This is a genomic window from Pseudomonas sp. A-RE-19 (assembly GCF_019956555.1).
Lineage (GTDB): Bacteria > Pseudomonadota > Gammaproteobacteria > Pseudomonadales > Pseudomonadaceae > Aquipseudomonas.
The window spans coordinates 1-22,256 of sequence record NZ_JAHBDQ010000018.1 but is presented as its reverse complement, the minus strand read 5'-3'; the positions used below and the strand labels follow the sequence as shown (position 1 = coordinate 22,256).

The 22,256-nt window shown below is 59.5% G+C and carries 21 protein-coding genes; 14 read left to right on the top strand and 7 right to left on the bottom strand.

What is annotated here, in order from left to right; translation table 11 throughout:
- Positions 1–49: 49 nt before the first annotated feature.
- The 8 genes from KGB14_RS13270 (at position 50) to KGB14_RS13235 (ending at position 8,005) form a co-directional block, all read left to right on the top strand.
- Complete coding sequence (locus KGB14_RS13270; RefSeq protein ID WP_223487279.1) at positions 50–886, top strand: substrate-binding periplasmic protein; 837 nt, start codon at positions 50–52, stop codon at positions 884–886.
- A 9-nt stretch (positions 887–895) separates the two neighbouring features.
- Positions 896–1,252, top strand: a complete 357-nt coding sequence (locus KGB14_RS13265; RefSeq protein ID WP_223487278.1) for a DUF4398 domain-containing protein — start codon at positions 896–898, stop codon at positions 1,250–1,252.
- Entirely contained in the window at positions 1,249–2,061 is an 813-nt protein-coding gene (locus KGB14_RS13260; RefSeq protein WP_223487277.1) for an OmpA family protein, read from the top strand. The genes KGB14_RS13265 and KGB14_RS13260 overlap by 4 nt, the downstream gene beginning before the upstream one ends.
- A 425-nt stretch (positions 2,062–2,486) precedes the next feature.
- Positions 2,487–3,926 (top strand): PLP-dependent aminotransferase family protein, encoded by a 1,440-nt coding sequence (locus tag KGB14_RS13255; RefSeq protein WP_223487276.1) that lies wholly within the window; start codon positions 2,487–2,489, stop codon positions 3,924–3,926.
- Positions 3,927–4,013: 87 nt separating this feature from the next.
- Entirely contained in the window at positions 4,014–4,481 is a 468-nt protein-coding gene (locus KGB14_RS13250) for a translation initiation factor 2 (RefSeq protein WP_223487275.1), read from the top strand.
- A gap of 166 nt (positions 4,482–4,647) precedes the next feature.
- A complete protein-coding gene (locus KGB14_RS13245; RefSeq protein WP_223487274.1) occupies positions 4,648–4,902 on the top strand; it encodes a YkgJ family cysteine cluster protein in 255 nt (84 codons plus the stop codon).
- Between the two features lie 41 nt (positions 4,903–4,943).
- The gene (locus KGB14_RS13240) at positions 4,944–5,546 is read left to right on the top strand and encodes an START domain-containing protein (RefSeq protein ID WP_223487273.1); all 603 of its coding nucleotides are present in this window, start codon (positions 4,944–4,946) and stop codon (positions 5,544–5,546) included.
- A 365-nt stretch (positions 5,547–5,911) separates the two neighbouring features.
- Positions 5,912–8,005: an LTA synthase family protein gene (locus KGB14_RS13235; protein WP_223487272.1), complete on the top strand. Its 2,094-nt coding sequence runs from the start codon at positions 5,912–5,914 to the stop codon at positions 8,003–8,005.
- A 62-nt stretch (positions 8,006–8,067) separates the two neighbouring features.
- Here KGB14_RS13235 and KGB14_RS13230 read toward each other — a convergent pair whose 3' ends face one another.
- Positions 8,068–8,220 carry a DUF3309 family protein gene (locus KGB14_RS13230; RefSeq protein WP_008012020.1) on the bottom strand — a complete coding sequence of 51 codons (153 nt, stop codon included), beginning with the start codon at positions 8,218–8,220 and terminating at the stop codon, positions 8,068–8,070.
- 294 nt (positions 8,221–8,514) lie between these two features.
- On the opposite strand from KGB14_RS13230, the gene KGB14_RS13225 reads away from it, so the two are divergent.
- The 3 genes from KGB14_RS13225 (at position 8,515) to csrA (ending at position 10,066) form a co-directional block, all read left to right on the top strand.
- Entirely contained in the window at positions 8,515–9,330 is an 816-nt protein-coding gene (locus KGB14_RS13225) for an SDR family oxidoreductase (RefSeq protein ID WP_223487271.1), read from the top strand.
- Between the two features lie 64 nt (positions 9,331–9,394).
- Positions 9,395–9,727, top strand: a complete 333-nt coding sequence (locus KGB14_RS13220) for a YnfA family protein (RefSeq protein WP_223487270.1) — start codon at positions 9,395–9,397, stop codon at positions 9,725–9,727.
- A 153-nt stretch (positions 9,728–9,880) separates the two neighbouring features.
- Positions 9,881–10,066 carry a carbon storage regulator CsrA gene (gene csrA / locus KGB14_RS13215; protein WP_064616631.1) on the top strand — a complete coding sequence of 62 codons (186 nt, stop codon included), beginning with the start codon at positions 9,881–9,883 and terminating at the stop codon, positions 10,064–10,066.
- A 5-nt stretch (positions 10,067–10,071) separates the two neighbouring features.
- Here csrA and KGB14_RS13210 read toward each other — a convergent pair whose 3' ends face one another.
- The 5 genes from KGB14_RS13210 to mnmC form a co-directional block, all read right to left on the bottom strand.
- A complete protein-coding gene (locus KGB14_RS13210) occupies positions 10,072–10,299 on the bottom strand; it encodes a YheU family protein (RefSeq protein WP_003199186.1) in 228 nt (75 codons plus the stop codon).
- 158 nt (positions 10,300–10,457) lie between these two features.
- Entirely contained in the window at positions 10,458–11,648 is a 1,191-nt protein-coding gene (locus tag KGB14_RS13205) for an osmoprotectant NAGGN system M42 family peptidase (protein WP_223487269.1), read from the bottom strand.
- 159 nt (positions 11,649–11,807) lie between these two features.
- Positions 11,808–13,553, bottom strand: coding sequence for an N-acetylglutaminylglutamine synthetase (gene ngg / locus KGB14_RS13200; RefSeq protein ID WP_223487268.1), 1,746 nt, complete (start codon positions 13,551–13,553; stop codon positions 11,808–11,810).
- A gap of 3 nt (positions 13,554–13,556) precedes the next feature.
- Positions 13,557–15,329, bottom strand: a complete 1,773-nt coding sequence (locus tag KGB14_RS13195; RefSeq protein WP_223487267.1) for an N-acetylglutaminylglutamine amidotransferase — start codon at positions 15,327–15,329, stop codon at positions 13,557–13,559.
- A 122-nt stretch (positions 15,330–15,451) separates the two neighbouring features.
- Positions 15,452–17,434, bottom strand: coding sequence for a bifunctional tRNA (5-methylaminomethyl-2-thiouridine)(34)-methyltransferase MnmD/FAD-dependent 5-carboxymethylaminomethyl-2-thiouridine(34) oxidoreductase MnmC (gene mnmC / locus KGB14_RS13190; RefSeq protein ID WP_223487266.1), 1,983 nt, complete (start codon positions 17,432–17,434; stop codon positions 15,452–15,454).
- Between the two features lie 324 nt (positions 17,435–17,758).
- On the opposite strand from mnmC, the gene pap reads away from it, so the two are divergent.
- Positions 17,759–19,282, top strand: a complete 1,524-nt coding sequence (gene pap, locus KGB14_RS13185) for a polyphosphate:AMP phosphotransferase (protein ID WP_223487265.1) — start codon at positions 17,759–17,761, stop codon at positions 19,280–19,282.
- A gap of 105 nt (positions 19,283–19,387) precedes the next feature.
- Positions 19,388–20,572, top strand: a complete 1,185-nt coding sequence (locus tag KGB14_RS13180; protein WP_223487264.1) for a thiolase family protein — start codon at positions 19,388–19,390, stop codon at positions 20,570–20,572.
- A gap of 138 nt (positions 20,573–20,710) precedes the next feature.
- Here KGB14_RS13180 and KGB14_RS13175 read toward each other — a convergent pair whose 3' ends face one another.
- Entirely contained in the window at positions 20,711–20,905 is a 195-nt protein-coding gene (locus KGB14_RS13175) for a DUF6316 family protein (protein WP_223487263.1), read from the bottom strand.
- A gap of 201 nt (positions 20,906–21,106) precedes the next feature.
- Between KGB14_RS13175 and KGB14_RS13170 the strand changes: the two genes are divergently transcribed.
- Positions 21,107–22,060: a DMT family transporter gene (locus KGB14_RS13170; RefSeq protein WP_223487262.1), complete on the top strand. Its 954-nt coding sequence runs from the start codon at positions 21,107–21,109 to the stop codon at positions 22,058–22,060.
- Positions 22,061–22,256: the final 196 nt, after the last annotated feature.

The following is a 22,256-nucleotide window of genomic DNA, read 5'->3' as shown; positions in this document are numbered from 1 at the left end:
TTGGTCGGGCTTTTTTTTGCGAAAATATTGAGTTGTAGGGAGTGTCGCCATGGATTTGCGCCGCGTGTGTGGCTGGTCATTACTGCTGGGGCTGACGATGTTGCCGGGGCTGTCCATCGCTGCCGGCAAATGCGAGCGCCTGGTGGTGACCGGTAGCCCGGACGCGCCGCCGTACCTGTGGCAAGACCCGCAAAACCCCAAGTACCTGATAGGCGCCAGCGCCGACCTCTTGCAGCAAGTGGCGGGGGAGTTGGGCATCAAGGTCGAACTGCTTTATGCCGGCAAACGCTCCCAGGCTTTGGACGAAGTGCGCAGCGGGCGCATGGACATGCTGGCCGATGCGCCGTTGACGGTCAGTGAGTTGGAAAATCTGGATTACATCCATCCACCGCTGCTGGAAAACGATTACCTGGTCTGGACTCGCAACGACTCGCTACTGGTCTACAACGAAGCGCTGGACCTTCATGGTCATCCTGGCGCGTTGTCGGAAAAGTCTCGAGTAACCCCCTCGTTCAGCACTTTCGCCGAGCAGCAACTGACACTCGTGCGCACGCCCAACTTGACCCAGGCCTTTCAGAAATTGCTGCTGGGCGAGGTGGAATTTGTTCTCGCCGGCCGCTACTCGGGCATGGCCATGGCACAAACGCTGGGGATGGCCAATGACTTGATGGCCCGCCCACAACCCATCGACAAACCCGGCCTGTATCTCGCGCTTTCCCATAACTCCGCCTGCAACGATCCGTGGTTGCGCGGACAGCTGGCCAAAAAGATGACAGAATTGCCCGCGTCCGGACTGACGGAAGCCGCGCTGCTGCGCAATATCGAGCGTTGGAAAGCGCAACCCTCACAACCGCAGCAACAACCTGTCAGTACCCCAAAACAGTAGGGATTTTTAGTGAGTATTCGACCTCTTTTCGCTGCCCTGGCCGTTATGGCTCTGGCGGGTTGTGCAGCCGATCCGGCGCCGAATGAACAAATACGCCTGACCGAACAGGCTCTCGAACAAGCCAAGGCTGTCGGCGCCACCGCGGACGAAGTGCCGGAAATGAAACTGGCCGAAGACAAGTTCAACCGTGCCAAGGGCAACATGGCCGACCAATCCTTCAAAAACGCGCGCATGCGGGCCGAGCAGGCCGAACTGGACGCGCGTCTGGCTGAAGCCAAAGTGCTGACCCTCAAGAGCGAGGAGCAGTTGAACGTGCTCAATACCCGCATCACTCGCCTGCGCAAGCAACTGGGAGATGCCCAATGAGCCTCAAGACCAAAGCACTCGGTGGCTTGATCCTGGCCGGCTGCGCAAGCCTTTATGGTTGCGCCGGTCAACACAGCGAAGCCGCATTGCAGCAGGCCGGTGCCGACTTCCAGAAGGTCAAGGAAGACTCCAACGTGCTGCGAATTGCCCCCAAGGACGTGATCCGTTCCGGTGAATCCCTGGCTCGCGCCGATCGTCTGTCCAGCTACTGGGGCAGCGGTTCGGACGTTGTGCATTACGCCTACCTGAGCCAGCGTTACAGTGAAATCGCCCGGGAACACACCAATCAGGTGCTTAACGAAGAGCGCGCCGCGAAGCTCGAACTGGAGCGTCAGCGCCTGCAACTGGCCCTGCGTGAGTCCAAGTTGCTCAGCGTGCAGCAACAAGGCAAGTGGCTTGAAGAACAGATCGTGGCGTTGGCGACCACCCAGACCGATCGTGGTCTGGTGATGACCCTGGGCGATGTGCTGTTCGATACCGGCGAAGCGGAGCTGAAAAACTCGGCGAACCGCGTGGTGCTGAAGATTGTCCAGTTCTTGCAGCTCAACCCCAAGCGTGTGGTGCGGATCGAGGGCTACACCGACAGCACCGGTGGTAAACAGGAAAACCTCAAGCTGTCCCGCGACCGTGCTCAATCGGTGGCCGACGTGCTGATGGACCTGGGCATCGATGACAAACGCATCCAGGTCGAAGGTTATGGCGATGAATACCCGGTGGATGCCAACGCTTCCGAGCGCGGTCGTGCGCAGAACCGTCGGGTTGAAATTGTGTTTTCCGACGAAAAAGGCCAGCTCGGCGCGGCTCGCTAAGGGCTGCTTCACTGGAAAAGCCAGGCTTGCGGAAACTGGCGACACCGGTCTGGATGACACCGGAAACCCTGTAGGAGCTGGCGAAGCCTGCGATCTTTTGATCTTTTGATCCTTCACTTGGGACTCAAGTGGGGCTGGAAAGATCGCAGCCTCGTTTCACTCGACAGCTCCTACCAGCTCCTACCAGCTCCTACCGGTGCTTACCAGTTCCTACTGGCTCCACGTAGCTCCTACAACCCGGCCTGTCAGCAGCGTCGGGTTTTTTGTGTCTGCCAAATGCTTCACATCTGCCAAAAAACAGTACAGTTTTTGCTGACACTGCACTGTACGGTCGACTATTGTGGCAACTGTCCCAGTACACTTCTAAACTGTTCCGGTATTGTTTCACACAAGAATAAAATGCCCGTGAAATCGAGTGCTGCGTCATGACCAATCTCTTGCTCTATCAACGAATTGCTCAGCAACTGGCCGAAGACATCCGCCGCGGTGTCTATCAACCGGGGGAGCGCGTGCCTTCGGTGCGCAAGATGAGCTCGCAGCTCAACGTCAGCCATGCAACCGTGTTGCAGGCCTACGCCAACCTTGAGGATCAGGGGCTGATTCGTGCCCGGCCGCAATCCGGGTACTACGTGCACCAGACGCCGGCGCTCACGGCGCCCACCCCGGACATCGCCCGGGTCGAGCGCCCCGGCCTTGTCACTCGCAGCAGCATCATTCAGCAAGTCCTGGTCGAATCCCGCCGCGAAGGCGTCTTCCCGTTGGGCGCGGCCGTACCGAGCGTCGACTATTTACCGGTACGGGCGCTGCATCAGCAGCTGGCCAAAGTCACCCGATTCCATAGCCCGCGGGCGTTCAGCTACATGTTCAGCCCCGGATTCGAGCCGTTGCGTCGGCAAGTGGCGATCCGCATGCGCGATGCCGGCGTGGTGGTCGATCCGTCGGAAGTGGTGATCACCCACGGTTGCGTCGATGCGTTGCAGATGTCTTTGCGCGTGTTGACCCGACCAGGCGATCTGATCGCCGCCGAATCGCCGACCTATTATGGCTTGTTACAACTGGCCGACCTGTTGGGGCTGAAAGTGATCGAGATCCCCAGCGATCCGGCCACCGGCATGAGTCTTGAAGCTCTGCAACTGGCGGCCAACCAGTGGTCGATCAAGGCGCTGGTTCTGACCACGCGCCTGAGCAACCCATTGGGCGGCACCATGCCCGAAGAGCGGCAGAAACAACTGCTACGCCTGGCCTCGGATTTCGATATCCAGATCGTCGAAGACGATATTTATGGCGAACTGATGTTTGAGCAGGGCCGTACCAAATCGCTCAAGGCCTATGATCGGCTGGATCGGGTGATCTATTGCTCCAGCTTCTCCAAAACCCTGTCGCCCGGCGTGCGCATTGGCTGGATGATTGCCGGCAAGTACCAGCAGGAAATCCAGCGCTTGCAGACCTTCAGCACGCATTCGGCGTGCAGCGTCACGCAAATGGGCATCGCGGCTTATCTGGAAAACGGTGGCTACGACCGGCATTTGCGCTACATCCGCCAGGAGTATCGCAAGAACCTCAGCGCTTTCCAGTTGGGGGTGCAGCAGTACTTCCCGGAAGGCACGCAGATGACCCGGCCCACCGGCGGTTTCATTCTGTGGGTCAGCCTGCCGGGGCGGGTCAACACGCAGGAACTGCATGTGCGTGCGTTGCAGCAGGGCATCAGCATTGCGCCGGGGCTGATTTTCAGTAACACCGAGCAGTTCAATCACTGCATTCGCCTGAACTGTGGCATTCCCTGGAACCGCGAAGCCGAGCGTGCATTGATGACGTTGGGGCTGCTGGCGACGCAACTTTGTCAAGAGACAGCGAGCGGTTTTTGACCTGCAGGGCGGTTGTGAACTGCCCGCTTGTCTTGTCGCTTCCAACAAGCGAGCATATGGCCCTCTGCCGTTCGCGCCGTTGGGTCCATGAAATCGATTTTGCCTGCCGTCTGGCTGTTGATCTGCCTGTTGATGACCTGTCTCGCGCAAGGCGCTATGGCCGCTTCCGTTCAGGAAAAACCGACAGCCAGCACAACCGCGAAAAACCCGGCACCGGTCAAAAAAGCCACTGCGGCCAAAAAGAACGCGGCGACGGTCAAAAAACGTTCCCCCATTGCTTCCAAGTCGAAACCGGCCAGTGAAGTAGTGAAAACCAGACTGCCTCCCGTGAATCTGGATTTGAGTTTGCCTCAGGACATGGTCGATAAACTGAAACCGCCCGGCACGGTTCCATTGCCCCGACACGATGCGGTGTTGCCGCAAATGTTCGGTGACAAGAGCAGCCCGTTTCAGCTCAACGGCCGCTTGCTCAACAATGAAATGCAGCTGCAGTTGCGCAAAGAAGAGCGCCGGGACGTGGAGGGCGCGGTATTGGATTTCGAGTTCAAACAGTAAATCAGCGCCATTCGTGACCCGCAGGCCAGACGCTTTGTCGGAGACTGGTCAGTCACATTCGATTGAGTGAAAAAACCCCGCCTCAGGTAATTCTAAACAGCCGTTTAAGCCGTTACTCTGTGCCCCGTCCTTTTAACTCATTGCCCGTCGCGAGGAGCTTGTCGTCATGAAATGCCGTGAAGGCTGTGGCGCCTGTTGCATTGCCCCTTCCATCAGTTCACCGATTCCCGGCATGCCCAATGGCAAACCCGCCGGAGAGCGTTGTGTGCAACTGTCTGTCGATAACCTGTGCAGCATTTTCGGCAAGCCGGAACGTCCTGCAGTGTGTTCGGCGTTTGAAGCCGATGTCGAGGTTTGCGGAAGCAGCCGCGACGACGCAATCAAATTGCTGGGCTGGTGGGAGCAAATAACGGCCGCGTGATGGGTTCAACGAACGGAACTTCAACAATAAGGAATAAGACTATGGGTTCGCTGCATCGTATGGCTGTGCTGTGTGGTTTGACGGTTTTGCTGGCCTCCACGGCCCAGGCCGAAGAATGGAAAACCGCCAAGGAAGAAGAGGGCATCAAAGTGTCCTTGAGTGAAGTGGCCGGTTCCCAATACAAGGCTTACCGTGGCGTCACCGTCATGAAGACCACCATGGCCAAACTGCGTGCCTTGCAGGAAGACGTGCCGGGTGCCTGTGCCTGGATTCACGAGTGCAAGACCCAGAAACTGCTCAAGCACGAAGGCAATCAGAGCTGGACTTACACCCAGTTCAATACGCCTTGGCCAGTCACTGCTCGCGATTCGGTGTTGCATGTCACCACCGTTGAAGGCGCCGATGGCAGCCTGACCCGCGAACTGGACGGGCAGCCGAAGTACCTGCCGGAAGAAAAAGGCTTCGTACGGGTCGCTCAGGTCAAAGGTTTCTGGAAGCTCGTGCCTAAAGGCGATCAGGTCGAAGTGACTTATCAGGTTCACACCGAACCCGGTGGCAGCGTGCCGTCGTGGTTGGCCAACAAGTTCGTGGTCGATGCACCGTTCAATACCCTCAAAGCCCTGAAAGAACGCGCCGAAAAGTAACCGCGCGCTCTTTTGGTCTGTTAAAAAAAACGCCCCGAATGGTTCGGGGCGTTTGCGTTTTTTACTCAGTGCGGGGCTTTATTTTGTTTCTGAATATGCGTTGAACGAAATTTTCACAAAGCCTCCGAGACAATTCGCCCACGTCCTGTGCTCCAGGCAGGCAGCCCCCGCCACTTTGCGCCATCCCCCTTGTCCCAGAGCGCTATAAACGATGGCCGGGCCTGCGGGTCAGTAATCAATGGCAATGCCGCGGTTGATCGTGCAACATTTGCGCACCGCGCAAGCCCCGGGGCCGAAGATGGCCAATAGAGGGCAAGGCGCCGCTGTATTTTGAAACTTCAACTTCCAATGGGTCCTAAAACGACATGGCAAACCCGGACGCCCTGAGTCAGCAGCGAGCTTCTAGTCGCCTGCTGCAACCGACCGTCAAATCTCATCTGGCCTACATACTGTTGTGTGCCCTGGTCATGATGGTCATGTTCAGCCTGCTGCGCGTGGCGCTGCTGGTCTACAACAGCTCGATGATTCTCAACACACCGGCTTCGACCTTTCTGGAAGCGTTCGCCAATGGCCTGCGTTTCGATTTGCGTCTGGTGGTTTACCTCTGCATTCCGCTGCTGCTGGCACTGTTCAGCGCCCGGGCCATGGCGGCTCGCGGGTTCTTTCGGCTGTGGTTGACCGTGGCCTCGAGCATTGCGCTGTTCCTTGGCCTGATGGAGATGGACTTCTACCGCGAGTTCCACCAGCGCCTCAACGGCCTGGTCTTCCAGTACGTGAAAGAAGACCCGAAGACCGTGATGAGCATGCTCTGGTACGGTTTTCCGGTGGTTCGCTACCTGTTGGCCTGGGCCGTGGGCACGTTGATTCTGACCCTCGCGTTCAAGGGCGCCGACCGCGCCACCCGTCCTCGCGGGCCGTTCAGCGGTGGCAGCATCGGCACCCGCCAGGTGGCTCCGTGGTACGCCCGCGGCGTGGTGTTCGTGGTCTGCCTGATGGTTTGCGTGGTCGCCGCTCGTGGCACCCTGCGCCAGGGTCCACCGCTGCGTTGGGGTGATGTCTATACGACCGATTCCAACTTCGCCAACCAGTTGGGCCTCAACGGCACGCTGTCGCTGATCGCGGCGGCCAAGAGCCGGATGTCCGAAGAACGCGACAACATCTGGAAAGCCACACTGCCGCAGCCTCTGGCTCAACAGACCGTGCGCGATATGTTGCTGACCCCGAGCGACAAACTGGTCAATCCCGAAACCGCCGCGATGCGCCGCAACTACACCCCCGACACCAACAAGACACTGCCGATCAAGAACGTCGTGGTGATCCTGATGGAAAGCTTCGCCGGTCACTCGGTGGGCGCTCTGGGTCGTCCGGGTGAAATCACACCGTACTTCGACAAATTGTCGAAAGAAGGCCTGTTGTTCGACCGTTTCTTTTCCAACGGCACCCATACCCACCAGGGCATGTTCGCCACCATGGCCTGTTTCCCGAACCTGCCGGGTTTCGAATACCTGATGCAGACCCCGGAAGGCAGCCACAAACTGTCCGGCCTGCCGCAGTTGCTCAGTGAGCGTAACTACGACGATGTGTACGTCTACAACGGTGATTTTGCCTGGGACAACCAATCGGGCTTCTTCAGCAATCAGGGTATGACCAACTTCATCGGACGCAATGACTTCGTCAACCCGGTATTCTCCGATCCGACCTGGGGCGTGTCCGATCAGGACATGTTCAACCGTGGCCTGGAAGAATTGAAGGCCCGCGATGGCAAGGACAAGAAGCCGTTCTATGCCTTGCTGCAAACCCTGTCCAACCACACGCCGTACGCCTTGCCGACGCCGTTGCCAGTGGAGCGCGTGACCGATCGTGGCAGCCTCAACGAACACTTGACCGCCATGCGCTACTCCGACTGGGCGTTGGGTCAGTTCTTTGAAAAGGCCCGCAAAGAGCCGTACTTCAAGGAAACCCTGTTCGTGATTGTCGGCGACCACGGCTTTGGCAATGAACAGCAGATCACCGAAATGGACCTGGGCCGTTTCAACGTGCCGATGCTGATGATCGGGCCGGGCGTGCAGGAAAAATTCGGTCAGGTCGATCACACCGTGGGCACCCAGATCGACATCGTACCGACCATCATGGGCCGGATCGGTGGCGACGTGGTTCATCAATGCTGGGGTCGCGATTTGCTGAACCTGCCGGAAGGCGACAAGGGCTTCGGTGTGATCAAACCGTCGGGCAGCGATCAGACGGTTGCATTGCTCACCGCCGACCGCGTGCTGGTACTGCCAAAAGAGATGCCGCCGAAGTTGTATCAGTACGAACTGGGCGCCAATCCGAAAGGTGAAGTGATCCCGGCATCGGCTGACGAAGCCGCGCTCAAGCAGAAGCTCGAGTCATTTATCCAGACGGCCACGAAAAGCCTGCTCGATAACACGGCCGGTGTGGTTGACGGCAAGCCGGACTAAGTTCTACCGGAAATAAAAAAGAGGCCCTTCGCAGGGCCTCTTTTTTTTGCCGGCAAACCTCTTTATATCTTGCCAAGCAACAGCAGGATCAACAGCACCACCAACACCACGCCGATAATACCGGACGGGCCGTAACCCCAACTTCTGGAGTGCGGAAAGACCGGCAAGCCACCTATCAACAACAGGATAAGAATAACGATAAGAATTGTGCCCATGTCTGTTTCCTTGTTGGAAGCGTTGTGGATTTGACCTAGCGTTTTAGCCATCAGCTGGACTTGTATTAATCCTAGCTGCTTACAAAATCCGACTCATGGATATGAAGAAAAATTCCAGGTTTTTTTAATGCATTTGGAAGGTATGTTTATTTCTTTTCCTGCGTCTCAAAGTTGAAACAACCGGACCGCGCCATGGTTCATTGCTGGCCATTCAGCAATCTGATGGAGCGTGGGTCGCGCATTATCCTTCGCTACACTCGGGGCATCTTCCCCGGAACAACAAGGCTGTTTGCTATGCAAAATCGCATGATGATCACTGGCGCGGGCTCAGGCCTGGGTCGCGAAATCGCGCTGCGCTGGGCGCGTGAAGGCTGGCAGCTGGCCTTGTCGGATGTCAGTGAACCCGGCCTGCAAGAAACCCTCAAGTTGGTGCGCGCGGCCGGCGGCGACGGTTTCATCCAGCGTTGCGATGTGCGCGACTACAGTCAGCTGACGGCGTTCGCCCAAGCCTGTGAAGAGAAGTTCGGCGGCATCGACGTCATCGTCAACAATGCCGGCGTGGCCTCGGGCGGGTTCTTCAGTGAACTGTCGCTGGAAGACTGGGATTGGCAGATCGCGATCAACCTGATGGGCGTGGTCAAGGGCTGCAAGGCCTTCCTGCCGCTGCTGGAGAAAAGCAAAGGCAAGATCATCAACATCGCCTCGATGGCCGCACTGATGCAAGGTCCGGCCATGAGCAACTACAACGTGGCCAAGGCGGGTGTGGTGGCTTTGTCCGAAAGTCTGTTGATCGAACTGGCCCACGAGGAAGTCAGCGTGCATGTGGTCTGCCCGTCGTTCTTCCAGACCAACTTGCTGGACTCCTTCCGCGGCCCGACCCCGGCCATGAAAGCCCAGGTCGGCAAGTTGCTGGAAAGTTCGCCGATCAGCGCTGCCGACATTGCCGACTACATCTATCGGCAGGTCGCCGTCGGCGAATTCATGATCCTGCCCCACGAACAGGGCCGCATGGCTTGGGCGATCAAGCAGAAAGACCCGCAATTGCTCTACAACGAAATGACTGTGATGGCCGACAGAATGCGCGCCAAGGCCAAACAAAACGCAGGCTGAACTTGCCCGTGCGCAACGCCGTCGTTAGGGTGGCCGCAACCGGTCATCCCAACGAGACGTCTGCATGCTCAATTACCTGTGGTTTTTCCTCGCCGCGCTGTTCGAAATCGCTGGCTGCTTCGCCTTCTGGATGTGGCTGCGCCAGGGTAAAAGCGCGTGGTGGATTGTCCCGGCGCTGCTCAGCCTGGTCTTGTTCGCGGTGCTGCTGACCCGTGTCGAAGCGAGCTACGCCGGTCGCGCCTACGCCGCCTACGGCGGCATCTACATCATTGCGTCGATCGGCTGGCTGGCGGTGGTCGAGCGGATTCGTCCCCTGGGCTCGGACTGGATCGGCGTGGCACTGTGTGTGATCGGCGCGACTGTCATCTTGTTCGGCCCGCGTCTCTCCGCTTCCTGAAGGATCGGTCCTTCATTCAACCGGTTTGTCGGACGCGTCCTTCAGGGCGATAAATCGTGGGTTGTAGGGCGAGACTGTTTTGCTGCCACTGCATTGAACAGCCGCCATGCACCGGGCATCTTCAAGGCCCGGTAACCCTGAAGGACGAATGCCATGCTTGTACTCAGTCGCGTTGTGGGCGAGTTGATATCCATTGGTGACAACATTTCCGTGCGGGTTCTCGCCGTCAACGGAAGCAGCGTGCGCTTCGGTGTGGAAGCGCCGCAGCAGGTCAACGTACATCGAGCCGAAGTCTATGAGCGCATCCAGATCAAACAGGCAAAAGCCAAGGCGCGGTAACAGCCTCAGTCGAACAGGTGCTTGGGCACGTCGTGCTTGAGCATCAACTGGCATTGCTCGCTTTCCGGGTCGAAGACGATCAGCGCCTGGCCCTTGGTCAGTGCCTGACGAACACGCAAGACGCGGGTTTCCAGCGGTGTGTCATCGCCGTTGTCCGTGCCGTCGCGGGTCACGAAATCCTCGATCAGGCGGGTCAGGGTGTCGACTTCAAGTTGGTCGTGGGGGATCAGCATAGGCACCTCGGCTAAACAATGGCGCGATGCTACGGCGGTTATGAACGCATCACCAGCAGGAGCTGCCGAAGGCTGCGATCTTTTGATCTTTGCACCTGTTGCATCGCTGCAGATCAAGATCAAAAGATCGCAGCCTTCGGCAGCTCCTACAGTTCGCCTTAGCTGTTTGTGCGCTGCCCAATCAAACTATCGACCGACGGCACCCGGGTATCGCTTTCCATCTGCGTCTCGTGTTCGAGCTGATGACTGAACCGGTCCAGCGATCCCTTGGCCGGTTGCGCATCACTGGCGAACACCGGCGGACTGAGGATATAGGCACCGAGCAGACGGCTGAGGGCGGCGAGGCTGTCGATATGGGTGCGCTCGTAGCCGTGGGTGGCGTCACAACCGAAAGCCAGCAGGGCGGTGCGGATGTCATGACCGGCGGTAACGGCCGAGTGGGCATCGCTGAAGTAATAGCGGAACAAGTCACGGCGCGCCGGCAGTTCATTGTCACTGGCCAGGCGCAGCAGATGCCGCGACAGATGATAGTCATAAGGCCCGCCGGAATCCTGCATCGCCACACTCACCGCGTGTTCGCTGGAATGCTGGCCGGGTGCGACCGGAGCGATGTCGATGCCGACGAATTCGCTGACGTCCCAGGGCAGGGCGGCCGCCGCACCGCTGCCGGTTTCTTCGGTGATGGTGAACAGCGGATGGCAGTCGATCATCAGTTCTTCGCCGCTCTCGACAATCGCTTTCAACGCCGCCAGCAATGCAGCGACGCCGGCCTTGTCATCGAGGTGACGGGCGCTGATGTGGCCGCTTTCGGTGAACTCCGGCAGTGGGTCGAAGGCGACGAAATCGCCGACGCTGATTCCCAGCGAGTCGCAATCGGCGCGGGTGGCGCAATAGGCGTCCAGGCGCAGTTCGATGTGGTCCCAGCTGATTGGCATTTCATCCACGGCGGTGTTGAACGCGTGTCCCGAGGCCATCAACGGCAACACGCTGCCGCGGATCACACCATTGTCGGTGAACAGGCTGACGCGGCTGCCCTCGGCAAAACGGCTGGACCAGCAGCCGACCGGCGCCAAGGTCAGGCGCCCGTTATCCTTGATCGCGCGAACCGCCGCGCCGATGGTGTCCAGGTGAGCCGAGACGGCGCGGTCCGGGGTGTTCTTCTTGCCTTTGAGGGTGGCGCGGATGGTGCCGCGACGGGTCATCTCAAAGGGAATGCCCAGTTCTTCGAGACGCTCGGCGACGTAGCGCACGATGGTGTCGGTGAACCCGGTGGGGCTGGGAATGGCGAGCATTTCCAGCAGGACTTTTTGCAGATAATTGAGGTCCGGTTCGGGAATTTTGCGGGTCATGGAAACTCCTGATGAAGTGAGAGCATCGGTTTCGATGAGGAGAAGAGTGTGTGATCCGTCAGGGCCCCATCGCGAGCAGGCTCGCTCCCACAGGGGAATGCGGTCAAATGTGGGAGCGAGCCTGCTCGCGATGGCGATGGAACAGGCGACACATCAATGTCAGGCCGCCGGCTGACTATGCGGAAACAACAAATCCACAAACCGCTCGGCCGTCGGTTGCGGTTCATGGTTGGCCAGCCCTGCGCGTTCATTGGCTTCGATAAATACATACTCCGGCTGGTCGGCGGCCGGCACCATCAGGTCGAGCCCGACCATCGGAATATCCAGCGCCCGCGCCGCGCGCACTGCCGCGTCCACCAAGGTCGGATGCAGATTCGCCGTGACGTCTTCAAGAATGCCGCCGGTGTGAAGATTCGCCGTGCGCCGCACGAACAGATGCTCGCCGGCCGGCAAAATGCTGCTGTAGTCATAACCCGCAGCCTGCAAGGTGCGCTGGGTCTCATGGTCCCGCGGGATCTTGCTTTCACCGCTGGTCGCCGCTTGTCGGCGACGGCTCTGGGCTTCGATCAGCGCATCGATGGAATGTTGACCATCGCCGACCACTTCTGCCGGCCGGCGAATGGCGGCCGCAACCACCTCGAAACCGATCACCAGAATCCGCAAGTCGAGGCCTTCGTGAAAGCTTTCCAGCAGCACTCGACTGTCGAAGGTGCGGGCGTTTTCGATGGCTTGCTGGACTTCTTCGATGGTGCATAGATCCACCGCCACCCCTTGCCCCTGTTCACCCTCCAGCGGTTTGACCACCACCCGTTCGTGCTCGTCAAGAAACGCCAGGTTGTCGTCCGCGTTCCCTGCCCGTTGTTGGGCGGGCAATTTGAGACCGGCGTTTTTCAGTGCCTTGTGGGTCAGGCTTTTGTCCTGACACAAGGTCATGCTGATCGCACTCGTCAGGTCGCTCAGGGATTCGCGGCAACGCACTCGACGACTGCCGTGAATCAAGGTGAACAGGCCGGCTTCTGCGTCATCCACTTGCACATCAATTCCACGGCGATGAGCCTCTTCGACAATGATCCGCGCATAGGGATTGAACTCGGCTTCCGGGCCGGGGCCGAGAAACAGCGGTTGGTTGATACCGTTCTTGCGCTTGATGGCGAAGGTCGACAAGCTGCGAAAACCGAGCTTGGCGTAAAGGCTTTTTGCCTGACGGTTGTTATGCAACACGGACAGGTCCAGGTAACTCAGCCCACGGCTCATGAAGTGTTCGATCAGGTGCCGCACCAGCACTTCACCGACGCCTGGGCGTGAGCATTGCGGATCGACGGCCAGGCACCACAGGCTGCTGCCGTTTTCCGGGTCGTTGAACGCCTTGTGATGATTCAAACCCATGACGCTGCCGATGATCGCGCCGCTGTCCTCATCTTCGGCCAGCCAGTAAACCGGGCCGCCCTGGTGATGGGGTGTCAGCAAACTCGCATCAATCGGCAGCATGCCGCGGGCCTGATACAGCTGATTGACGGCCTGCCAGTCCGCCTCGCTTTGCGCCCGACGGATGCGGAAACCGCGAAACACCCGGGTGGCCTGACGGTAGTCGCTGAACCACAGGCGCAAGGTATCCGACGGGTCGAGAAACAATTGGGCTGGCTCCAGCCCCAGCACTTGCTGGGGCGCGGCCACGTACAAGGCGATGTCCCGCTCACCGGGCTGCTCATTGAGCAACTCCTGGGCAAGGCTCGCCGCATCGGGAAAGGTATGGCCGATCAGCAACCGGCCCCAGCCGCAATGCACGGCAATCGGCGCGGCGCCCAATTCACTGCCGTCTTCGGCCAGACGCGCCTGCAGGCGTTCGTAGGAGGGCGCCTGACCGCGCAACAAGCGTTGGCTATAAGCCGTGGCGTGAGGTTTCATCGATCAGATTCCTTGTTCACTGAGCCACAGGTTCAGGGCCGCCAATTGCCACAGCTTGGAACCGCGCAACGGGGTCAGTTGACCTTGTGGATCGGTCAGCAGGCGGTCGAGCATGGCGGGGTTGAACAAGCCGCGATCCTGACTCGGATCGAGCAGCAGTTCACGCACCCAGTTCAGCGTATCGCCCTGCAAATGCTTGAGGCCCGGGACCGGGAAGTAACCCTTTTTGCGGTCGATCACTTCACTTGGAATGACCAGCCGCGCCGCTTCTTTCAAGACTTGCTTGCCGCCATCCGGCAGTTTGAATTTGCCCGGAACCCGTGCCGACAATTCCACCAGTCGATAGTCGAGAAACGGCGTACGCGCTTCCAGACCCCAGGCCATGGTCATGTTGTCGACGCGTTTGACCGGGTCGTCCACCAGCATCACCGTGCTGTCCAGACGCAGGGCTTTGTCCACGGCTGCGTCGGCACCGGGTTGGGCGAAATGTTCCTTCACGAAGTCGCCGGCCGCGTCGTTGGCCGTCAGCCATTTCGGCTGCACCGTGGCGGCATAGTCGGCGTAGCTGCGGTCGAAAAACGCATCGCGATACGCCGCGTACGGATCGCTCGCACCGTCCACCTGCGGATACCAGTGATACCCGGCGAACAACTCGTCCGCACCCTGGCCGCTTTGCACCACTTTGCAATGCTTGGCCACTTCGCGAGACAGCAGGTAAAAGGCGATGCAGTCATGGCTGACCATCGGCTCGCTCATGGCGCGGAACGCCGCGGGCAGTTGCTCGATGATTTCTTTCTCGTCGATGCGCAGCTGACGGTGCTGTGTGCCGTAGTGCTTGGCGATCAGGTCCGAATATTGAAACTCGTCACCGCGCTCGCCGCCGGCATCCTGGAAACCGATGGAAAAGGTCGACAAGTTTTCGACCCCGACTTCGCGCAACAGGCCCACCAACAGACTCGAATCGACGCCGCCGGAAAGCAGCACGCCAACATCCACCGCCGCCCGTTGACGGATCGCCACCGCTTCACGGGTGCTGTCGAGTACGCGGTCGCGCCAGTCTTCGAGGGTCAGATTCAGCTCGTCGTCGTGTGGGCCGTAGGGCAGGGTCCACCAGGTTTTCTGCTCGGTGGTGCCGTCTGCTTCGACGCGCATCCAGCTTGCCGGCGGCAGCTTTTCGATGCCCGCCAGCAAGGTGCGCGGGGCCGGGACCACCGCGTGGAAGTTCAGATAATGATTGAGCGCCACCGGATCAAGAATCGGGTTGATGTCGCCGCCCTTGAGCAATGCCGGCAGGGCCGAGGCAAAACGCAGACGCTGGTCGGTACGCGACAGGTACAACGGTTTCACGCCGAGACGGTCGCGGGCAATGAACAGACGTTTGGCGTCGCGCTCCCAAATGGCGAAGGCGAACATGCCGTTGAGCTTGGGCAGCAACGCTTCGCCCCAGGCGTGATAACCCTTGAGCAGCACTTCGGTGTCGCCACCGGAATAGAAGGCGTAACCGAGGCTTTCCAGCTCGGTGCGCAGTTCCGGGAAGTTGTAGATCGCGCCGTTGAAGGCCAGGGACAAGCCCAGTGGGTTGTCGATCATCGGCTGGGCCGAGCCGTCCGACAGGTCCATGATTTTCAGGCGCCGATGGCCCAGGGCAATCGGCCCTTGGCTATGGAAGCCCCACGCGTCGGGGCCGCGAGGGGCCAGGTGATGGGTGATCCGTTCAATGGCTGCGAGGTCCGCAGGTTGATGGTCGAAACGTAATTCTCCAGCTAATCCGCACATAAGTCCTTACCGGTTTTTCCGTTGGGGAGGGTCAATCGATACTCGCCAAAAACGGCGGGTACTCAGAAACTGACCCAAGTGAATCCCTGGAGTTTTAGACCGATAAGTTATAAGTCTGCGCGTCAGACTTTTCCGCGGATCAATTGGCGCAAGGCAAAACGGTTGGGATGGCAGGCCTCGGCCACTGTTTTTGGCAACGGCAACGGCTCGTTTTCAAGCCATGCCGCCAACAGCTCGCCAGACAACGGCGCGGTGATCAAACCGCGAGAGCCGTGACCGCTGTTGACGTAAAACCCCTCGAGCCATGGGCAGGGCACATCGGGCACTTGTCGGGCATCTTTGCTCAGCGCGGCATAGGCCTCGGCGAAGGCGCCCTGTTCGGCCAACGGTCCGACGATCGGCAGGTAGTCCGGGCTGGTGCAGCGGAATGCCGCGCGTCCTTCCAGTTGCTGCGGGTCCAGGTCTGGAACATGCAGACGGGCGACCAGGTCAGTGGAGATTTCTTCGAGCAACGCCAGGTTGCCAAGGTGTTCGGCGACGCTCGGGGCGAGATCATCGCTTTTGAAATCGAAGCTGGCGCCGAGCGTGTGTTCGCCCAGACGAGCAGGCGCTACATAGCCTTCGGCACAAACGACGGTGGCCAGGTTTTGGCTTTCAGGGGTTTGCGCCAGTCGGGTTATCTGGCCACGAATGCGTTTGAGGGGCAGGTCGGCGCTGTGTGGAAAACGCTTGATCTCGGCGGCACCGGCCAGAATCACCACGGGCGCGCTGGCCAGCAGTGCGTCGCCGTCCCAGGCCTGCCACTGATCATCGACCTTGCGCAGTTCCAGTACCTCGCGATGGGGCAGCCACTGGATGTTCGTTGAGGACGCCTGCCACTGGCACAACGCGGGCGGATGGACCCAGCCGCCTTCAGGGTAGAACAAGCCGCCATGCGCCAATTCGATCCCGGCCCGGGCCTGGGCGTGCGGTTGATCGAGCAGGTGCACCAGGCTCGGTGAAAAGGCCGCGGCCAGTTGTGCCTGACGCTCGGTTTCCTTGGCATTGAAGGCCAGTTGCAAGACTCCGCAATCGTCCCAGTCGACGCCGCGCTGCAGCTGTTCCAGCAGACGGCGGGTGTAGCCAAAACCGCTGACGATCAATTGCGATAACGCCGTGCCATGGGCCGAAAGCTTGAGGTACAGCACGCCCTGTGGATTGCCCGAGGCTTCCTGCGCCAGTGCTTCGTGGCGGTCCAGCAGGCTCACTTGCCAACCCCGAGCGGCGAGGCTCGCGGCGCTGGCGCAACCGGCCAACCCAGCGCCGATCACCAGGGCGCGGCGTTCGCCGGTCAGCGGTTGTGGGCGAGCGAACCAGGGTTTTGCCGAGACTGGTTTAGCGGCCTCTTCAGGCCAACCGAGGAATGTGCCCCGTAGAATTTCCCACTTGTGGCCGATGCCGGGCGTGCGTTTCATCTTGAAGCCCGCCGCGTTCAACAGGCGGCGCACCCAGCCAGTGCTGGTGAAGGTGCTGATGGTCGAGCCGGGTGCCGCCAGGCGAGCCAGTTCGGCAAATAATTCGGCGGTCCACATGTCGGGGTTTTTCGCCGGTGCGAAACCGTCGAGAAACCAGGCGTCGATCTGTGCATCCAGTTGCGGCAACTGCTCCAGCGCGTCGCCGACCAGCAAGGTCAGAGTGACGCGGCCATTGTCCAGCACCAGGCGCTGGAAACCTTGATGGATCGCTACGTATTGCGCCAGTAATTGATCGGCGAACGGCTTGAGGTCCGGCCATAACGCCAGGGCTCGTTGCAAATCGGGGGCGCTCAGCGGGTACTTTTCGACACTGACAAAATGCAGTCGCGCACCGGCCACCGCGTGCTGTTCGAATAACTGCCAGGCACAGAGAAAATTAAGCCCGGTACCGAACCCGGTCTCGCCAATCACCAGTCGACCACCCGCCGGCAATGCGGCGAAGCGGTCGCGCAAATCGTTTTGCTCCAGAAACACGTAGCGGGTTTCTTCAAGGCCCGACTGGTCGGAGAAATACACATCATCGAACACCCGCGAACGCGGGCGACCTTGGTCGTCCCAGTCGAGCTGGGCGTGGGGCAATACAGGTTTCATGGCAGGCTCGGCAACGGCAAGGTGGCCATTCTAGCCGATCGCCAGCGGGGTGCTTGATCCACGGCAAAGCATAAGGGCGATGGAGCAGCAAAAATTTGCCACTAGACTTTTGTGGCGAGGGAGGCAGCAGAACCTGTAGGAGCGAGGCTTGCCCGCGAAGAATTTACCGCGGTTTTTCAGGCATTACGCGTCATCGTTCTTCGCGGGCAAGCCTCGCTCCTACAGGTTCTGCGGGCCCCCCTCGCCACAAAACTCCCTGGGAATTTCTCTGATGACCGCCTGCCGAATCCGTTAGTCTTGATCAATCCTGGAAGGAGCCGCTCTATGTTCGAATCCGCCGAAATCGGTCATGCCATCGACAAAGAAACCTATGACGCCGAAGTGCCCGCTCTGCGAGAAGCCTTGCTCGAAGCGCAGTTCGAACTTCGCCAGCAACACCGCTTTCCAGTCATCGTTCTGATCAACGGCATCGAAGGGGCCGGCAAGGGCGAGACGGTCAAGTTGCTCAACGAATGGATGGACCCGCGCTTGATCGAGGTCCGCACCTTCGACCAGCAGACCGACGAAGAGCTGGCGCGACCACCCGCCTGGCGTTACTGGCGGATGCTTCCGGCCAAGGGCCGCATGGGGATTTTCTTCGGTAACTGGTACAGCCAGATGCTGCAAGGACGGGTCCACGGTTTGTTCAAGGATCCGCGACTTGATCAAAGCATCAACGGGGCCGAACGGTTGGAGAAGATGCTCTGCGACGAAGGCGCGCTGATCTTCAAGTTCTGGTTTCACCTCTCCAAAAAACAAATGAAAGCGCGGCTCAAGGCACTGGCTGACGATCCGCTGCACAGTTGGCGCATCAGCCCGCTGGACTGGCAACAGTCCCAAACGTACGACAAGTTTGTGAAGTACGGCGAACGTGTATTGCGCCGCACCAGCCGCGACTATGCGCCGTGGCATGTGATCGCCGGCGTGGACGCGCACTACCGCAGTCTGACGGTTGGCAAGATCCTGCTCGAAGGCCTGCAGACTGCGCTGAAGAGACCCAGGATTCACCCGCACAAAGTCAGCGCGGCGCCCTTGTTCCCCAGTGTCGATCAAGTCAATCTGCTCGATAGCCTGGACCTGACCCAGCAGCTGGACAAGGACGATTACGAAGAGCAACTGATTACCGAGCAAGCACGCTTTTCCGGGCTGATGCGCGACAAGCGCATGCGTCGCCACGCGTTGATCGCGGTGTTCGAAGGCAACGACGCGGCAGGCAAGGGCGGGGCAATCCGGCGGGTGGCCGCAGCGCTCGACCCACGCCAATACGACATCGTGCCGATCGCCGTACCGACCGAGGAAGAACGGGCGCAACCGTATCTCTGGCGGTTCTGGCGGCATATTCCGGCCCGGGGCAAATTCACTGTGTTCGACCGTTCTTGGTATGGCCGGGTGTTGGTGGAGCGCATCGAAGGCTTTTGCAGCAAGGCGGACTGGATGCGTGCCTATGCCGAGATCAACGACTTCGAAGAGCAGATCGCCGATGCCGGGGTGATCGTGGTCAAATTCTGGCTGGCCATCGACAAACAGACTCAGATAGAGCGTTTCAAGGAGCGCGAACAGATCCCCTTCAAACGCTTCAAAATCACTGAAGACGACTGGCGTAATCGCGACAAATGGGACGACTATCGCACCGCCGTCGGCGATATGGTCGATCGCACCAGCACCGAGATTTCACCCTGGACCCTGGTGGAAGCCAATGACAAACGCTGGGCGCGGGTCAAGGTCCTGCGCACCCTCAACCTCGCGCTGGAAGAGGCATTCGAAAAGTCCGATAAGCTCGAGAGGAAAGCGCAAAAACGCAAGCGCTGAGCCGATGGTTGCGCATACGCGGGGTGAATGATTGTCGCGGTCAGTCATAGGGTGGACTTATGCTCGGTCCAACTTCTGACTGATAACAACAATGAGGTGTATGCCATGCGTGAAGTGGTGATCGTCGACAGCGTGCGGACCGGCCTGGCCAAATCCTTTCGCGGCAAGTTCAACATGACCCGTCCGGACGACATGGCGGCCCACTGTGTCAATGCGTTGCTCACGCGCAATGACGTCGACCCGGCCAGCGTCGAGGACTGCATCGTCGGTGCCGGCTCCAATGAAGGCGCCCAGGGCTTCAACATCGGTCGCAACGTCGCGGTGCTGTCGCACCTGGGCATCGGCACGGGGGGCATGACCCTTAACCGCTTCTGTTCGTCGGGTTTGCAGGCCATTGCCATTGCCGCCAATCAGATCGCTTCGGGGTGCAGCGACATCATCGTCGCCGGTGGCGTCGAGTCCATCAGCCTGACGATGAAAAGCGTCAACACCGACAACCTGATCAACCCGCTGCTCAAAGAGCAGGTGCCGGGCATCTACTTCCCCATGGGCCAGACCGCTGAAATCGTCGCGCGGCGTTACGACGTCACTCGTCAGGAGCAGGATCTGTACGCGCTGCAAAGCCAGCAACGTACTGCCCTGGCGCAGGCCACCGGGTTGTTCAACGATGAAATTGTGCCGATGGCAGTGAAGTATCGGGTTGAAGACAAGACCACCGGCCAGGTGCAGATCCTCGACGGCATCGTCGACCACGACGACTGCAACCGCCCTGAAACCACCCTGCAAAGCCTGGCCGGGTTGAAACCGGTGTTTGCCGAAGACGGCTCGGTGACCGCCGGTAACTCCTCGCAACTGTCCGATGGCGCGTCCATGACCCTGGTGATGAGCCTGGAAAAAGCCTTGGCGCTGGGGCTCAAGCCCAAAGCCTTCTTTCGCGGTTTCGCCGTGGCCGGTTGTCAGCCGGATGAGATGGGCATCGGCCCGGTGTTCTCGGTGCCGAAGTTGCTCAAGGCCAAGGGTTTGCAGATTGCCGACATTGACTTGTGGGAGCTCAACGAAGCGTTCGCCTCGCAATGCCTGTACAGCCGCAATCGGCTGGAAATCGATAACGACAGGTACAACGTCAATGGCGGTTCGATTTCCATCGGCCATCCGTTCGGCATGACCGGTTCGCGTCAGGTCGGGCACATCGTGCGTGAGTTGCAGCGGCGTAACTTGCGTTACGGCATCGTCACCATGTGCGTGGGGGGCGGAATGGGGGCTACGGGGTTGTTTGAGGCGGTGCGTTAAACCTGCAAGTACATGTTGCCTGATTGACCGCTATCGCGATCAGGCTCGCTCCCACGTTGATCACTGGTGTTCACCTACCTCATGTTCACCATAGATCCACTGTGGGAGCGAGCCTGCTCGCGATGAAGGCGCCGCGGATTATCGGCTCGTACACAAAACCTGCATCCGCTCGATATAGGCCTGAATTTCTTTCTCGGCAGCCGCCGCATTATCAAACGGCCCCTCCAGGGTGCATTCCCGGGTGGTGAAGTACAACGCTCCATTCACACGACACAGACGGTCACAGCGAAAATGCGTGGCGGGGGCTTTGTCTTGGGCGCGCATGCCGTACATGGGCGATCTCCTGCGGATGGCGGTTTCAATGAGCTTATGCATGAACCACTTATCGCGCCTTGCCAGCTGATCGACGGCATATCGTCAACTTTATGGTGCGACCTGCACAGTTTCATTCGCGGCCCGTCGACAACTGTTCCTGTGTCGCGCCTCGGTCTGGGCCTAGAATGACGGTTCTCGCCAATGGGCTTCGGGGTTCGCATGCATATTTCATCGGGTCGCTGGGTTTACGGTCTGTGCCTGGCGTTGCTGACCGCGTTGCTGTGGGGAATCCTGCCGATCAAGCTCAAGCAAGTGCTGCTGGTGATGGACCCGGTGACGGTGACCTGGTTTCGCCTGCTGGTGTCCGGCGGGTGCCTGTTCATTTATCTGGCGGCGACGAAACGCTTGCCACGTCGCAGAGCCCTCGGCCCGCGCGGCGGCTGGCTGGTGTTGATGGCGGTACTCGGTCTGGTCGGCAACTACGTGCTGTACCTGATGGGTCTGAACCTGCTCAGCCCGGGCACCGCGCAACTGGTGGTGCAGATGGGCCCGATCATGTTGCTGATCGCCAGTCTGTTCGTGTTCAAGGAGCGTTTCAGCGTGGGGCAGGGGATTGGCCTGTTGGTGCTGTTGATCGGCTTTGCATTGTTTTTCAATCAGCGCTTGAGTGAGTTGCTCACCTCCCTGACCGATTACACCGCTGGCGTGCTGATGGTGCTGTTGGCGTCCACGGTCTGGACCTTCTATGCCTTGGGTCAGAAGCAGTTGCTCACGGTGTGGAATTCGCTGCAGGTGATGATGGTGATCTACCTGTTCTGCGCGTTGTTGCTGACGCCATGGGTGCATCCGCTGGAAGCGCTGCAATTGAGTCCGCTGCAAGGCTGGCTGCTGCTGGCGTGTTGCTTGAACACGTTGATCGCTTATGGCGCCTTCGCTGAAGCCCTGGCCCATTGGGAAGCTTCGCGGGTCAGTGCGACGCTGGCGATCACGCCGCTGGTGACCTTTGCCGCCGTAGCCGTGGCCGCGTGGTTATGGCCGCAGTACGTGCATGCCGAGCAGATCAATGGTCTGGGTTATGGCGGGGCGGTGTTGGTGGTGTTGGGGTCGGCGCTGGTGGCGTTGGGGCCCTCGTTGATGGCGGGGCTCAGGGCTCGGCGGGTGCGAATGGCCTGAAGATCAAAAGATCGCAGCCTTCGGCAGCTCCTACAGGTGTTCGCCAATCTTGTGTAGGAGCTGCCGAAGCAGACTGTGTGAAAACGCAATATTAGCGGATCAAGCAAACGCCCCGACTTGTTCGGGGCGTTTGCTTTTGTGCGGGAAGCAGACGAAAAAAGGCTTTTCAGCCCATTAACGCCATCATTTTGGGGAC

What these genes read in the sequence shown, in the direction of transcription:
- KGB14_RS13270 (WP_223487279.1), top strand. Translation starts at nt 50, where the DNA reads ATGGATTTGCGCCGCGTGTGTGGCTGGTCATTACTGCTGGGGCTGACG.
- KGB14_RS13260 (WP_223487277.1), top strand. Translation starts at nt 1,249, where the DNA reads ATGAGCCTCAAGACCAAAGCACTCGGTGGCTTGATCCTGGCCGGCTGC.
- KGB14_RS13255 (WP_223487276.1), top strand. Translation starts at nt 2,487, where the DNA reads ATGACCAATCTCTTGCTCTATCAACGAATTGCTCAGCAACTGGCCGAA.
- KGB14_RS13250 (WP_223487275.1), top strand. Translation starts at nt 4,014, where the DNA reads ATGAAATCGATTTTGCCTGCCGTCTGGCTGTTGATCTGCCTGTTGATG.
- KGB14_RS13245 (WP_223487274.1), top strand. Translation starts at nt 4,648, where the DNA reads ATGAAATGCCGTGAAGGCTGTGGCGCCTGTTGCATTGCCCCTTCCATC.
- KGB14_RS13240 (WP_223487273.1), top strand. Translation starts at nt 4,944, where the DNA reads ATGGGTTCGCTGCATCGTATGGCTGTGCTGTGTGGTTTGACGGTTTTG.
- KGB14_RS13235 (WP_223487272.1), top strand. Translation starts at nt 5,912, where the DNA reads ATGGCAAACCCGGACGCCCTGAGTCAGCAGCGAGCTTCTAGTCGCCTG.
- KGB14_RS13230 (WP_008012020.1), bottom strand. Translation starts at nt 8,220, where the DNA reads ATGGGCACAATTCTTATCGTTATTCTTATCCTGTTGTTGATAGGTGGC.
- KGB14_RS13225 (WP_223487271.1), top strand. Translation starts at nt 8,515, where the DNA reads ATGCAAAATCGCATGATGATCACTGGCGCGGGCTCAGGCCTGGGTCGC.
- KGB14_RS13220 (WP_223487270.1), top strand. Translation starts at nt 9,395, where the DNA reads ATGCTCAATTACCTGTGGTTTTTCCTCGCCGCGCTGTTCGAAATCGCT.
- csrA (WP_064616631.1), top strand. Translation starts at nt 9,881, where the DNA reads ATGCTTGTACTCAGTCGCGTTGTGGGCGAGTTGATATCCATTGGTGAC.
- KGB14_RS13210 (WP_003199186.1), bottom strand. Translation starts at nt 10,299, where the DNA reads ATGCTGATCCCCCACGACCAACTTGAAGTCGACACCCTGACCCGCCTG.
- KGB14_RS13205 (WP_223487269.1), bottom strand. Translation starts at nt 11,648, where the DNA reads ATGACCCGCAAAATTCCCGAACCGGACCTCAATTATCTGCAAAAAGTC.
- ngg (WP_223487268.1), bottom strand. Translation starts at nt 13,553, where the DNA reads ATGAAACCTCACGCCACGGCTTATAGCCAACGCTTGTTGCGCGGTCAG.
- KGB14_RS13195 (WP_223487267.1), bottom strand. Translation starts at nt 15,329, where the DNA reads ATGTGCGGATTAGCTGGAGAATTACGTTTCGACCATCAACCTGCGGAC.
- mnmC (WP_223487266.1), bottom strand. Translation starts at nt 17,434, where the DNA reads ATGAAACCTGTATTGCCCCACGCCCAGCTCGACTGGGACGACCAAGGT.
- pap (WP_223487265.1), top strand. Translation starts at nt 17,759, where the DNA reads ATGTTCGAATCCGCCGAAATCGGTCATGCCATCGACAAAGAAACCTAT.
- KGB14_RS13180 (WP_223487264.1), top strand. Translation starts at nt 19,388, where the DNA reads ATGCGTGAAGTGGTGATCGTCGACAGCGTGCGGACCGGCCTGGCCAAA.
- KGB14_RS13175 (WP_223487263.1), bottom strand. Translation starts at nt 20,905, where the DNA reads ATGTACGGCATGCGCGCCCAAGACAAAGCCCCCGCCACGCATTTTCGC.
- KGB14_RS13170 (WP_223487262.1), top strand. Translation starts at nt 21,107, where the DNA reads ATGCATATTTCATCGGGTCGCTGGGTTTACGGTCTGTGCCTGGCGTTG.